The 13,161-nt window shown below is 71.2% G+C and carries 11 protein-coding genes; 4 read left to right on the top strand and 7 right to left on the bottom strand.

Features of this window, described 5'->3' with window-relative positions:
• Window positions 1–332: trypsin-like serine peptidase (locus tag P409_RS12510; protein ID WP_034836508.1), on the top strand; the 332-nt coding region annotated here is incomplete at its 5' end.
• 4 nt (window positions 333–336) lie between these two features.
• Here P409_RS12510 and P409_RS12505 read toward each other — a convergent pair.
• The 6 genes from P409_RS12505 to P409_RS12480 all read right to left on the bottom strand — a co-directional run bounded on the left by P409_RS12505 (window position 337) and on the right by P409_RS12480 (window position 7,773).
• Window positions 337–561 (bottom strand): hypothetical protein, encoded by a 225-nt coding sequence (locus P409_RS12505; RefSeq protein WP_034836507.1) that lies wholly within the window; start codon window positions 559–561, stop codon window positions 337–339.
• 161 nt (window positions 562–722) lie between these two features.
• Complete coding sequence (locus P409_RS12500) at window positions 723–1,577, bottom strand: NAD-dependent epimerase/dehydratase family protein (protein WP_034836506.1); 855 nt, start codon at window positions 1,575–1,577, stop codon at window positions 723–725.
• Window positions 1,578–1,616: 39 nt separating this feature from the next.
• Window positions 1,617–2,336 (bottom strand): glutathione S-transferase, encoded by a 720-nt coding sequence (locus tag P409_RS12495; RefSeq protein ID WP_034836505.1) that lies wholly within the window; start codon window positions 2,334–2,336, stop codon window positions 1,617–1,619.
• Window positions 2,337–2,637: 301 nt separating this feature from the next.
• Complete coding sequence (locus tag P409_RS12490) at window positions 2,638–3,558, bottom strand: DMT family transporter (protein WP_152613358.1); 921 nt, start codon at window positions 3,556–3,558, stop codon at window positions 2,638–2,640.
• A gap of 138 nt (window positions 3,559–3,696) precedes the next feature.
• Window positions 3,697–6,867, bottom strand: a complete 3,171-nt coding sequence (locus P409_RS12485; protein WP_034836501.1) for a UvrD-helicase domain-containing protein — start codon at window positions 6,865–6,867, stop codon at window positions 3,697–3,699.
• Between the two features lie 99 nt (window positions 6,868–6,966).
• On the bottom strand, window positions 6,967–7,773 hold the full coding sequence (locus tag P409_RS12480; protein ID WP_202964651.1) for a helix-turn-helix domain-containing protein: 807 nt from the start codon (window positions 7,771–7,773) through the stop codon (window positions 6,967–6,969).
• 183 nt (window positions 7,774–7,956) lie between these two features.
• On the opposite strand from P409_RS12480, the gene P409_RS12475 reads away from it, so the two are divergent.
• Entirely contained in the window at window positions 7,957–10,191 is a 2,235-nt protein-coding gene (locus P409_RS12475; protein ID WP_052120485.1) for a marine proteobacterial sortase target protein, read from the top strand.
• Window positions 10,192–10,280: 89 nt separating this feature from the next.
• Window positions 10,281–10,982 (top strand): class GN sortase, encoded by a 702-nt coding sequence (locus tag P409_RS12470; RefSeq protein WP_202964650.1) that lies wholly within the window; start codon window positions 10,281–10,283, stop codon window positions 10,980–10,982.
• Here the strand turns inward: P409_RS12470 and P409_RS12465 are convergent.
• Window positions 10,963–11,688 (bottom strand): DUF72 domain-containing protein, encoded by a 726-nt coding sequence (locus tag P409_RS12465; protein WP_034836498.1) that lies wholly within the window; start codon window positions 11,686–11,688, stop codon window positions 10,963–10,965. The two genes, P409_RS12470 and P409_RS12465, sit on opposite strands and share 20 nt — an antisense overlap.
• Before the next feature lie 103 nt (window positions 11,689–11,791).
• On the opposite strand from P409_RS12465, the gene P409_RS12460 reads away from it, so the two are divergent.
• The coding region (locus tag P409_RS12460) for a HAMP domain-containing protein (RefSeq protein WP_152613357.1) at window positions 11,792–13,161 on the top strand (1,370 nt) is incomplete at its 3' end.

Here is a 13,161-nt window from a genome sequence, read left to right as displayed (position 1 = left end):
CCGACGACGCCCCGCCGCAGGCGCCGCCGCTGGTGGTCGCGGATGCGGTGCCGACGCCCGGCACGGCGGTGATGCTGGGCGGCTACAGCCAGGACAAGGCGCAGATCATCACCGCCGACACCGCTTGCATGGTGCTGGGCACCGACCGCACCCAGAAGGGGCCGGTGCTGATCCATGACTGCAACGGCACGCGCGGCACCAGCGGCAGCCCGCTGCTGGCGCTGCGGGACGGGCAGTGGCAGGTCGTGGGCATCGCCGTCGCCGGCTCGACCGACCGGCTGACCCTGAACTTCGCGGTCCCGGCCACCGCTTTCGCCGCGGCGCTTCACTAGGAGTTCAGCCCTCCCCGTGCCGCCGGTCGCAGACGACCTTGAGATAGCGGCCCCCGCCCAGCCCCGGCCCGAGGGCGGTGCTGGCCAGCATCGCCTGGCCGGCGAAGCCGCAGCCGAGCGGTGACGGCGCCGCCGGGCCGGCGACCACGTCGACCGCAGTGTCGCGGGTGCAGGCGGGCTGCGGCATCGCCGCTGCGCAGACGAGGATGAGGGTCGTGAACACGTCCATGTTGCTTCCGCTCCCCGGGATGCACACCACTCCCGAAAGCTTCCTTCGGCATGTTGGTCCTGGATGGCAACACAGCCGCGCGAAGGCCGGTTTCCTTTGCGGCGGCGGGTCGTCCCTGCCGGCCCGGTCATCGAGACCGCAGGTCAGGACGAGCCCCGGCCTCAGCGTGATGCCGGATCGCGCCAGCTGTGGCGCGGCTCGTAGCCCAGAACCCGGCGCGCCTTCTCGATCGACAGCAGCGTCTCGTTCGGGCCGAACGGGCGCTTCCGCGGCACGCCGGGATAGACGGCGTCGAGCAGCTCGTCGTTCGGCCGGCTCATCACCGTGTCGGCATTGGCGATGACGAAGACATCGGCGCCGGTCAGCTTCGACTCCAGCGCCAGCCGGATCGCCTGGGCGGCGTCGCGCGCGTCGATATAGGCCCACAGGTTCCAGTTGCGCTTGCGCGGGTCGTCGTCGAAGCCCGGGAACTCGACATAGCGCTCCGGATCCATGACGTTGGACAGGCGCAGGCCGATGATTTTCAGCTCCGGATCCCAGCGGCAGAACTGCTTGGCCATCTCCTCGCCCATCAGCTTGGACAGGGAATAGGCGGTCTCCGGCCGGCCGGGATACTCCTCGTCCACCGGCACATAGGGCGGCGGGTCGGAGAAGGGCAGGCCCAGCACCGTCTCGCTCGAGGCCCAGACGATGTTGCGGATCTTCAGCTGCCGCGCCGCCTCGAACACGTTGTAGGTGCTGACCGTGTTGGTCTCGAAGATCACATGGTTCGGCGCCAGGCCGGGGGCGCGGATCGCCGCCAGATGGACGATGCCGGTGACCCGCGCCACCCGGTCGTCGATCGCCGAGAAGGCGGCGACGGTCTGGCCGTAATCGGTCAGGTCGACCCGGCTGTGCCGGACCGACGGGTCGGCCGGCGGCGCCAGGTCCACCGAGCAGACGTCGTGGCCATGCGCGATCAGGTCCTTCAGGCAGGCGCGACCCGCCTGGCCGCTGCCGCCGGTGACGATGATCATCCCATCCTCCCTTGCCGAGCTATTGTCCGACAAGATAGGTCAGGCATCGAGCTCCGGATAGTGGCGGAAGATTCCCATCGGGTTGAACGGGATGCGCCGGGGCGACGCCAGATAGGCCTTCACCCGCGGCAGCGCCGCCACCAGGTCGTGCAGCGCCACGAGGCGCGGATGGTTGCGCTCGACCTTCGCCATCGCCTTGGGGAAGGCGTAGCACAGCCCGGCGATCATCTGGAACATCGACAGGTCGGCCGTGGTCACCGTGTCGCCGACCAGATGCGTGTCGCCGGCCGGGTTGCGGGCCATCACCTGCTCGAAATAGCCGAGGAACTTCGGCAGGCGGTGGGCCAGGAAATCCGCCGCCCGGCGCTTCGCCTCCGGCTTCTGGTCCTCGTAATACAGGCCGCTGCCGATCGGGTGGTGGGTGTCGTGCACCTCGACCACGAGATCGGCGATGGTCAGCTGCAGCTGATGCGTCCACAGCCGCCCCGCCTCGTCCGAAGGCGCCAGGCCGTGTCGGTCGCCGAGAAACAGCAGGATGTTGGCGGTCTGGCCGATCAGCAGGTCGCCGGCCTTGAGATAGGGCGGCGCGAAGGGCGGCTGCGGCACCGCCCCGTCCTGCATGTAATGCATCAGCCCGGGCAGGTCGTCGCCCTCCTGGCGGGCGACATCGACATAGTCGGCCCCGGCCTGCTCCAGCGCCAGCCGGACGAACTCGCCGCGGCCCTGGATCTCCGGCCAGTAATAGAGCTCGTAGGTCACTCCGCAAGTTCCTTTCGCATACGACGGACTCCGTGAAACGAATTCACGATCGATTCACGCGGGCCGGGTAGGATCCGGACACTATCCCATCGGATGGTACGCCCATCGAGCCCCTGACGAAGGGCCCGATATTTACATGAAGAGGTATTTCAAGGCGTCGATAGTCAAACGGGCATATTTGAGTCCGCCCGCAATCAGAAGCTCGATGGGCGTCATTGTCGCGACCCGGCGGACCGGCAAACAGGACGGCAGAACGATCGGGAGACGGGGGCGCAGGCCCCCGTTCCTGTTTCAGCCTGTCTCAGGAGGTCGGGCCCATGCCGACGGCCAGCGGCTCCCCCGCCGGCTCGTCGCGCGACCGCAGCCACTTCGCCGCGGCGCTGTACACCCCGCTGCCGAGGATCAGGACGGCCCCGATCAGGCTGGCGGCCGGGATGTCCTCGTGGAACACGAAGACGCTGAAGGCGGCCGCCCAGGCGAAGATCGAATAGTCGATCACCGCGACATCGGACACGCCGCTGAGCCGCAGCCCGGCGATGTAGAGCAGGTTGGCCACCCCGCCGGCCAGGCCGACGCCGATGAAGGGCAGCCAGTCGCCGGCCACCGGCCAGACCCATCCCGACTGCAGCACCCAGGCGCCGGAGCCCACCAGCATCACCGTGTTGCCCCAGATGGCGGTGACGACCGGCGCATCCGCCTGCCCGGCCCGGCGCGTTGCCACCACGCCCAGCGCGTAGAACAGCGCCGACACCACGGCGATCAGCGCGTAGAGATTCATCCCGTCCGTCGGCCGCACGATCAGCAGACCGCCGGCCAGGGCGACGGCGATGGTGGCATAGGTCTCCCACCCCGCAGGCTCGCGCAGCACGGTGATCCCGATCAGCGCCATGAAGACGGGCGCGGCCAGGGAGATCGCGGTCGCGTCGGCCAGCGACAGGCCGGACAGGCTGAGGAAGAAGGTGGCGCCGGCCGCCAGCACGCAGCCGCCGCGCAGCAGTTGCATCAGCGGATTGGCCGATCGCACCGCCTGCATCCCCCGCACCGTGCCCATGCGATACTGCAGCAGGATCGGCAGGTAGCCGAACAGGGCGCGGATCAGGATGATCTCGGCCACCGGATAACTGCCGCTGAGATACTTGGCGAAGGCATCCATCGTCGCGAAGGCGCCGACGCCCAGGGCGTAGAACAGGATTCCCTGCATCTGGCGTCGAGTGGTGCGCACGGCGATGGAACCCTCTCAAAATATGAATGCTGCCGAGGTCGGCATGAATGGACCTCAGCAAAGCGGCAAATCATGGCCGCATTCGCGCCGCGACACGATGGAACCGTGTCGAATTGCGGTCTTCTCGTGGCGGGAGGCCTAGAACAGGCTGAGCTGCTTTTCGGCCGGGCGCCGCGGTGCCGCGTCGGCGCGGCGATGAGCCAGCAGCTCGGCCTCGATCTCGCCGAGGAAGGGCGACGCCTCCAGCCGTACCGTGCCGCCGCGCCAGCGCCGCTCGCGCGCCCGGCACAGGAACAGCCGGTCCATCGCCCGGGTCATGCCGACATAGAACAGCCGCCGCTCCTCCGCCAGCGCCGCCGGGTCGGCCTCGCCGAAGCGCAGCGGCAGCACGCCGTCCTCCAGGCCCAGGATGAACACCACAGGGAACTCCAGCCCCTTGGCGGCGTGCAGCGTCAAGAGCGAGACGCGGTCGGCCCGCGGGTCCCAGAAGTCGGCCTCTGTCGCCAGCGCCACCGCCGTCAGGAAGGCCGTGCGATCGTCGCTGTCCCGGCGCGAGGCGATCAGCGACAGCCGCTGCAGCGCCGCCGTGATCACGGCCGGGTCGGCGCCGTCGCGGCGCAGCCCCTCCGCCGCCCGCTGTAGACCCTGCGGCAGCGGCCCCTCCCCCGCCTCCCGCTCCAGCGCCGCCAGCAGGGCAATCACCGCCGGGTCCTCCGACAGCGGCGCCAGCGAGCTCTTCTTGAAGGGCATGCCGCCGCGGCCCAGCGCCTCCGCCACCGCTTCGGCCTGGGCGTCGGTGCGGTACAACACGGCGATGTCGCCGAAACCGAGCTGGTCGTTCGCGCGGCCGTCCGACCGGCCGCTGTCGATCGAGAAGAAGCTGTGGCCGCCCAGCAGCGCCTCGATCTCCGCCACCACGAACTCGGCTTCGGCCTTGTCGCTGGCGGCGGCATGGACCGAGATGCGATCCTGCATCGCCCGCACGATCTCCGCCGCCGGCTCCGTCCGCCCATCCGCCCCGATGAAGCGTGCGGCGGCGGTGACAATGGTGCCGGTGGACCGGTAGTTGCGCCGCAGCCGGATCACCGCGGCGCCGGGATGGTCGCGGTGGAACCGGTCGAAGCAGGAGGCGTCGGCGCCGCGGAAGCCGTAGATCGCCTGGTCCGGGTCGCCGATGACGCAGAGATTGCCTCCCGGCGGCACCAGCAGCGACAGCAGGCGCACCTGGCTGTCGTCGACATCCTGGAACTCGTCGACCGAGACATGGCGGAACCGGTCGCGGCACAGGGCGGCGAGGCCAGGATCGCTCTCCAGCGCCGCGATCGACTTGCCGATCAGGTCGTCGAAATCGATCCAGTTGCGCAGCGCCATCGCCTCGTCATAGCGGGCCAGCGCCTCGGCGAGATCGAGATCGGCCGGCGCCCCGGTGCGCTTGGCGCGGGAGATGGCGCGCAAGAGCCGCTCGGCCTTGGTGCGGGACACCTCCAGCACCTCCTGCAGCAGGGCCGCGCGCTCCGCCTCCCCCGCCACCTTGAAGTCGCGGTGCAGCCCGGCCGCCTCGCCATGCTCGCGCAGCAGCGCCAGGCCGAGCGAGTGGAAGGTGTGGATCGACATTCCCGCCGCGGCGCCCGGCAGCAGATGCTCCAGCCGCTCGCGCATCTCCGCCGCCGCCCGGCGGGTGAAGGTGATGGCGAGGCAGGAGTCGGGCGCCGCGCCGTGATCCGCGACCAGATGGGCGATGCGGTGCGTCAGCGTCCGGGTCTTGCCCGATCCCGGCCCGGCAACGATCAGGAGCGGCCCCTCCACCCACTTCGCCGCCGCCCGCTGGTCCGGATCGAGCCGGTCGAGGAGGCTGGTGGCGGGAGCAATGGCCGCGGCACCTGGCCCGTCTGCCCTTTCCCCTCCATCGTCATTCCCGCGAAAGCGGGAATCTCCCTCCGGTTCGGGCGCGACGAGATCCCCGCTTCCGCGGGGATGACGGGGTATGGATGGGCGGGACGGCTCAACACGCCTCTGCGGCAGGTCAAACAACAGCCCTCCCGCGGTCCGGCTCTTCAGCTCCTGCGGCTCGAATAGCCGGATCACGCCGTATTCGCCGTCATAGCCGGCGTCCCGGATCACCTGCCCCTGGCGCAGCCGGGTCACCGCCTCGGCCAGCAGCTCGCTCTCGGCGCGGGCGATGTCCTCGACCGCCACCTCGCCGAGGATCCCCAGCTCCGACCCCAGCGTGCCGACCAGCCGGTCGTAGCTGCGCTCCACCGCCTTGCTGGCCGGGCCGGTGGCCAGCAACTCGGACAGGATCTCGGGCAGCGGCACTAGGCTGGAGATCTGGCCGGCAGTCGGCGGCGGCACCGCCTCTTCCTCGCTGCGGTCGGCCAGGTTCTCGATCCGGTGCAGCACGCCGACCGTGACCGGCTGGCCGCAGACCGGGCAGCGGCCGTCCAGCGCCAGCGTCTCCTGCGGGCTCAGCCGGACATCGCATTTGCGGTGGCCGTCGGCGTGGTACTTGCCCTCCTCCGGGAAGAACTCGACGGTGCCGACATAGCCCTCGCCGGTCTCCAGCGCCCGGCGGATGGCGTGGTAGTCCGGGTCGCAGTCGAAGGCGGTGGCCTCGCGCCCCAGCTTGCCCGGCGAATGCGCGTCGGAATTCGAGGTCAGGCGGTAGCGGTCGAGGAAGGAGATCCGCCAGTTCATCGCCGGGTCGGAGGACAGGCCGGTCTCCACCGCGAAGATGTGGTCCGCTAGGTCGCCGTAGCATTCGGCGATGGAATCGAAGCCCGACTGCGACCCCAGCGCCGCGAACCACGGCGTCCAGATATGGGCCGGCACCAGATAGGCGCCCGGCCCGGAGGCGAGCGTGATCTCCAGCAGGTCGCGGGAATCGAGGCCGAGGATCGGCCGCCCGTCGGAGGCGATATTGCCGATCCGCGCCAGGCTGGCCTGCAGCCGGTCGATCGTGTCGAAATCCGGCCCGTAGATCAGGTGGTGGATCTTCCGGGTGCGGTCGCCCTTCTTGTAGATGGTCGAGATCTCGGTCGACAGCATGAAGCGCACCGGGGTCCGGCACGGCGCCGGCAAGGTCGCCATCACCGCGGCCTCGATGTCCGGCCGCAGCCGGAACAGGCCCGGCGTGTCCGGCACCAGCTTGTCCTTCAGCTCGGCCAGCCAGACCGGGTGCACGCAATCGCCGGTGCCGACCACGCCGATGCCCTTGCGCGCCGCCCAATGCGCCAGATGCTCCAGGTCCAGGTCGCGGCTGGTCGCCCGCGAATGCTTGGAATGGACGTGCAGGTCGGCGTGAAAGCGCATCTCGGCCCCGAGTTCCCGCGCCCGCGGATCGCCGTAAAAGACTCGGGCGCCGATCCGGGGATGATAGGCCGCGGGGCCGGGGCGGCAAACGCCGGAGGGCTATTCCGCCGTCACCGGCAAGAAGCGGGCGAAGGGTTCCTCCACCGTCCGCCGCAGGATGTCGCGGTAGCGGGGATGGCAGGGCTGGTCCGGCCCGATGCGGCCGAACTCCGCCGCGGCACCCGCCGCCGCCATCGGTACCAGCACGATTGGCGACGCCACCGGCGTCAGCTGCGATCCGGGGCCGGCCTGCAGCGTGGTCAGGATGCCGTGCATCTCGCCGGTGATGGTCGGCCGGCCGAGGATCGCCATCCGGTACTGGCCGTGGGTGTTGGTCACCAGATAGATGTGGCCGGACTGGTTCGGCACCGACACGACGCCGTGCTGGGTGAAGGCCGCGTCGACCCGCTCGGACTCCCGGAACGCCAGGCGCGACCCGGCATCATCCCAGTGGATCTCGGTGCGATAGGCGTAGATCGCCCGGCGGTCGCCGAAGGACGGCCGCAGCGTCAGGTAGACGCCCTCGATCCAGGACACGGCCGGCCGGGCATAGGACCCGAGATCGGCCGCGGCCACCCCGACCGGCAAGGCCGCCGGCGCGGCGACGACGGGGGCGGCGGCCCGCGGCTCGGCTTGGCGCAGCTTGACGCCCAGCGCCTCCTCCAGCCGGATCAGCGTCGCCAGGGTGAAGGGGCGGCGGCCGGACAAGGCCTTCTCCAGCGTCGACAGGCTGATCTTCGCCTGGTCGGCCAGGAACTGGCGGGAGATGCGGCGGCGCGCCAGTTCCTCCCGCACCAACCCGGCGACGGCGTGGCTCTGCTCCTCCGACAGCTCGTGCTCGGCCGCATGCGTCGACAAGCCGACCAAAGCGCCCTCCTCCGGACAAATCCGCACCAATCCGCACAGGCCGGTGCGGACCAAGACCTATCCCGGCCACCGCCTGCGGAACAAGCCGGATCATCACCGTGGCCGGACAAACCCCGCCGGACCGACAAAAAACCCAGGCCGATGGGGCATCGGCCGGGGTCCATGGAGGGTTAAATGAGGTCCATGACGAGGGAGCAACCGGCGGGGCTGGGGCCGGCATTCCGGTCCCGGTTCGGGCATGCGGCGCCCCTGCTGCTGCTGTCCCTGCTGCTGGCAGTGCTGACGCTCGCCTTCGGCGGGCGCGCGGCCCATGCCGAGACCGGGCCGGCGCTGGTGACGCCGGGCGAGATGCAGTCCGGCGCGCTCCTGTTCCGCGCCAATGAGAAGGGCCGCTATGTCGAGGCGCCGCGCCTCGGCACCGATGTCGACCTGACGGTCAGCGGGCCGACGGCGCGGGCCCATGTCACCCAGGTGTTCCAGAACCCAACCGACCAGTGGGTCGAGGCCGTCTATGTCTATCCGCTGCCGGAGGACGGCGCGGTCGACACGCTGAAGATGGTGGTCGGCGACCGCGTCATCACCGGCGACATCGCCGCCCGCGAAGAGGCACGCCGCACCTATGAGGCGGCGAGGCAGGCCGGCCAGACCGCCGGGCTGGTGGAGCAGGAGCGGCCGAACCTGTTCACGACCTCGGTCGCCAATGTCGGCCCGGGCGAGACCGTGCTGATCCAGATCGAGTACCAGGAGAGCGTGCACCAGTCGGGCGATCGCTTCTTGCTGCGCGTGCCGCTGGTGGCGGCGCCGCGCTACAGCCCGGCGCCGGTGCGCCAGTCGGTCGACCAGGGCGCCTGGGGCCAGACCAGCACCGACCCGGTGCCCGATCGCGACCGCATCACCCCGCCGGTGCAGGACCCGCGCAAGGCTGCGCCGGTCAACCCGGTGACTCTGAAGGTGCGGCTGCAGGCCGGCTTCCCGCTGGGCGAGGTGGTCAGCGCCAACCATGCCGTCGACATCGAGATGCAGGGACCGGACAGCCGCGTCGTCACCATGAAGGGCCCGGTCCCGGCCAATCGCGACTTCGAGCTGAGCTGGACCCCGGCGGCCGGCGCCGCGCCCTCGGTCGGGCTGTTTCGCGAGAAGGTCGCCGGCGAGGACTACCTGCTGGCCTTCGTCACCCCGCCCGCCCTGCGGCAGGCCGAGGACAAGCGGCCGCGCGACGTGGTGTTCGTGATCGACAATTCCGGGTCGATGGGCGGCGCCTCGATGGACCAGGCCAAGTCCAGCCTGCTCTACGCCCTGGGCCGCCTGTCGCCGGTCGACCGCTTCAACGTGGTGCGCTTCGACGACACGCTGGACGTGCTGTTCCCGGATGTGGTGCCGGCCGACAGCGAGCATCTCGGCCGCGCCAGGAGCTTCGTCTCCGGCCTGGAGGCCACGGGTGGCACCGAGATGGTGCCGGCGATGAAGGCGGCCCTCACCGACCGCGGCACGGAGGGCGCCCCGCGGCTGCGCCAGGTGGTGTTCCTGACCGACGGCGCCATCGGCAACGAACAGCAGCTGTTCGACACCATCGCCGGGATGCGCGGCCGGTCGCGGGTGTTCATGGTCGGCATCGGCTCCGCCCCCAACACCTTCCTGATGAGCCGCGCCGCCGAGCTGGGCCGCGGCACCTTCACCCAGATCGGCACGCCCGACCAGGTGGAGGAGCGGATGCGCGGCCTGTTCGAGAAGCTGGAGAGCCCGGTCGTCACCAACCTGTCGGCGAGCTTCTCGGCCGGCGCCGCCGACGCGACGCCGGAGACGCTGCCCGACCTGTATCGCGGCGAGCCGGTGGTGCTGGCAGCGAAGCTGGCCGCGCTGACCGGCACGATCGAGGTCAAGGGCATGATCGGAGACCAGCCCTGGGCCGTCATCCTGCCGGTGGCCCAGGCGGCCAAGGGCGAAGGCCTGTCCAAGCTGTGGGCGCGGCGCCGGATCGCTGATGCCGAGGTGGCGCAGACCCTGGGCCAGATCGGGCCGGAGCAGGCCGACCAGCGCATCCTGGCGCTGGCGCTGCAGCACCATCTGGTGACGCGGCTGACCAGCCTGGTCGCGGTCGACCGCACGCCGCGCCGGCCGGAAGGCACCCCGCTGACCCGCAACGACATCCCGCTGAACCTGCCCGCCGGCTGGGATTTTGACAGCGTGTTCGGCACGGCCAAGCCCAAGCCGGAGTTCCGCGAGGCCGCCCTGCTGCTGCCCGCCGCCGCCCGCGCCGATGCCCCGGCCGCCGCGGACAAGCCGCTGCCGGTCGAGGAGGTGGTGCTGCCGCAGACCGCGACCGATGCCGAGCTGCGGATCCTGGGCGGCGTCCTGCTGCTGCTGGCCGGGCTGGCGGTCTTCGCCTTCAGCCGTCGGACGGTGGGAGGCCGGGCATGAGCGTCCTCGTGGGTTGGATCGGAACCGCCCCTTCACCCGAAATCGCCGACGCGATTTCGACCTCTCCCCAAGGAGAGGTGAATGAGGCCGTGGCTCAGAGTCCCTCTCCTCGGGGAGAGAGAGGGGCCCGCCGCTCGCGGCGGGCGGGTGAGGGGGAGAGAGCCGGCCTGCGGCTGTGGAAAGCGGCTGCCCTCCTTCTGGTCCTCGGCGGCCTGGTCCTGGCCGGCCAGGGCGTCTGGATCCACGCCAAGGCGCAGCTGGCCCAGATCCTGCTGGACCGCGCCTTCGTCGCGACGCTGGAGACCGGCCGGTCGGTCAAGCCGTGGCCCTGGGCCGACACATGGCCGGTGGCGCGGATCGACCTGCCGCGGCTGGGCGAGAGCGCCATCGCCCTGGCCGGCGCCAGCGGCCAGGCCCTGGCCTTCGGCCCCGGCCATGTGGCGGACACGCCGGAGGCCGGCGACCCCGGCACCGCGGTCTACGCCGCCCATCGCGACACCCATTTCCGGGTGCTGCGCGACGTGCAGGTGGGCGACGAGATCGACGTCACCCGGCGCGACGGCCGCCGCGTCGCCTTCAAGGTGACCGGCACGCGGGTGGCGCTGTGGGACGTCTCCGGCATCGACCCGCGCGCGCCCGGCCGTAACCTGGTGCTGGCCACCTGCTGGCCCTTCGACGCCACGACCCGGGGACCCTACCGCTACCTGGTGGAGGCGGAGGAGATCCAGCCGGCCAAGGCGAGCCCGGTCGGACCGCTGGTGGCCGATGCGTCTACAGGCCCGCAACCGTGAGGGCGTTGCCGAGAGCGGCGAAGGCGGCGGTGTTGTCGAAGATGCACCAGGCCGGAACGCCCGCCGCCCGGTGCCGCTCCAGCCTCTGCCGCACCCCGGCCAGCACGGCCTCGTCATAATCGGAATAGTAGATCCGCGGCGAGCCGTGCAGCCGGTAATAGACCAGCCCCGTCCACCCGCCCGGCTCCCCTGCCCCGGGCGCCCGGACCGGATCGGCGGCGACGCGGGCGACCCGCAGCCGCTCCAGCAGCTCCTTCGCCTCCAGCCCGAACCACGTGGCATGGCGCGGCTCGCAGGCCAGCGGTGCCTCGGTCCGGCGGCGCAGCTCCGCGAAGAACCCCTCCACGATGTCCGCCTCGAACCTCAGGCTCGGCGGCAGCTGCACCAGCAGCACACCCAGCTTCGGCCCCAGCCCCGTCACCTCATCGGCGAAGCGGTCCAGCAGGTCGCCGCACTCCCGCAGCCGCTGCTCATGCGTCACCGTCCGCGGCACCTTCACCGCGAAGCGAAAATCCGCCGGCACGCTGGCCGCCCAGCGCTCATAGGTGGCGCGGCGATGCGGGCGGTAGAAGGAGGTGTTGATCTCGGCCGCGTTCAGCCTTTGCGCGTAGCGCTCGAGATGCGTGCCGTCGGCCGGGAAGCGGTCGGCATAGCGCGACGGCACGCTCCAGCCGGCGGTGCCGATATAGGTCGGAGCGTCGGTCATTCTCTGAAGAACACGCCGCGGAGGAATTCCGTCGACGTGGTGTAAGGTGCCGCCAGCGCGAGGAGGCGACGGGTTGGCGGCAGGGGTTGAGACGGACCGGCAGGTGAGCGGCACCCGGCGCCGCACCATTCCCCTGTCCGGCACCTTGGCCGTGGTCATGGCCGGGCTGGTGGCGCTGACCACGATCGACGTGCTCGCGGTGTTCTGGTTCATGACCGCCGGCACCACCCGCGACCTGCTGGCCCGAGCGGCGCAGCTGGGGCTCGATTCCGTCCAGGCCCGGATCGGCGACCGCTTCACCCCGGTCGAGGACCAGCTGGCCTTCCTGGCGCGGGAGATCGCCTCCGGCCGCACCGACCCGGCGGACGGCGCGGCGCTGGACCGGCTGCTGACCGGCGCCCTGGCCGGCACGCCGCAGGTCCGCGTCCTGTCCCTGACCGCGCCCGACGGCACGATCCGCGGCGTCACCCAGGGCCCGCACGGAGCCTTCACCTTCGCCGACACGATCCACACCGACCAGGAGCGGCAGGAGATCGAGGCCGCACGCGGCAGCGGCGAGGCCGCCTGGGGCCCGGTCTACTACGTGGCAGCAGAGCCGATGCGCACCTCGGTCGCCAATCTCAGCCGGCCGGTCCAGGCCGAGGGCCGCTTCGCCGGAGTGCTGCGGGCGACGATCACGGTCGACGCGCTGTCCGACCACCTGCGGACGATCGCCGAGACCAACCCCGGCACCACGCCCTTCATCCTGTACGGCCGTGACCGCGTGCTGGCCCATCCGGCGATGGCGACGCAGCGCCCGGCACTGTCGGCGGGGCATCCCCTGCCCCGGCTGGACGAGGTCGGCGACCCGTTCCTAGCCGCGCTGTGGACCGACGGCGAGGCCGAGACGGTCGGCGAGGCCAACCTGGAAGCCCGCGTCGTGCGGCGGGGCGACGACGGCCGCGTCGTCCTGACCCGGACCGTTCCGGGCTATGCCCCGGCGCCGCTGATCGTCGGCGTCGAGGTGCCGGTGGCGGCGCTGGACAAGCCGACCGACGACCTGCTGCGCGCCGCACTGGCGGGGCTGGCCGTGCTGGCGATCGCCATCCTGGTCGCGATCCTCGTCAGCCGCGCCATCGCTCGCCCGGTCGGCGCCATGGCACGGGAGGTGCGCGCCGTCGGCTCGCTCGACTTCGCCGCGCTGCGCCCCCTGCCCGGCAGCCTGTTCTCCGAGCTGAACGAGCAGGCGCGTGCCTACAACACCATGCTGACCGGGCTGCGCTGGCTGGAGACCTATGTGCCGAAATCGCTGGTCCGCCGCCTGCTGCGCAGCGGCGGCGCCGTGATTTCCACCGAGCGGGTGGTGACGGTGATGTTCACCGACATCGTCAGCTTCACCGCCACGGCCGAGCGGATGCCGGCGGCCGAGGTGGCGGCGATGCTGAACGCCCATTTCGACCTGCTGGGCCGCTGCGTCGAGGCCGAGGGCGGCAC

It is taken from the genome of Inquilinus limosus MP06 (genome assembly GCF_000767795.1).
Classification (GTDB): Bacteria; Pseudomonadota; Alphaproteobacteria; order DSM-16000; family Inquilinaceae; genus Inquilinus; species Inquilinus limosus_E.
This window is presented reverse-complemented; position numbering and strand designations above follow the sequence as displayed.

What these genes read in the sequence shown, in the direction of transcription:
- P409_RS12505 (WP_034836507.1), bottom strand. Translation starts at nt 561, where the DNA reads ATGGACGTGTTCACGACCCTCATCCTCGTCTGCGCAGCGGCGATGCCG.
- P409_RS12500 (WP_034836506.1), bottom strand. Translation starts at nt 1,577, where the DNA reads ATGATCATCGTCACCGGCGGCAGCGGCCAGGCGGGTCGCGCCTGCCTG.
- P409_RS12485 (WP_034836501.1), bottom strand. Translation starts at nt 6,867, where the DNA reads ATGCGCTTTCACGCCGACCTGCACGTCCATTCCAAGCATTCGCGGGCG.
- P409_RS12475 (WP_052120485.1), top strand. Translation starts at nt 7,957, where the DNA reads ATGACGAGGGAGCAACCGGCGGGGCTGGGGCCGGCATTCCGGTCCCGG.
- P409_RS12465 (WP_034836498.1), bottom strand. Translation starts at nt 11,688, where the DNA reads ATGACCGACGCTCCGACCTATATCGGCACCGCCGGCTGGAGCGTGCCG.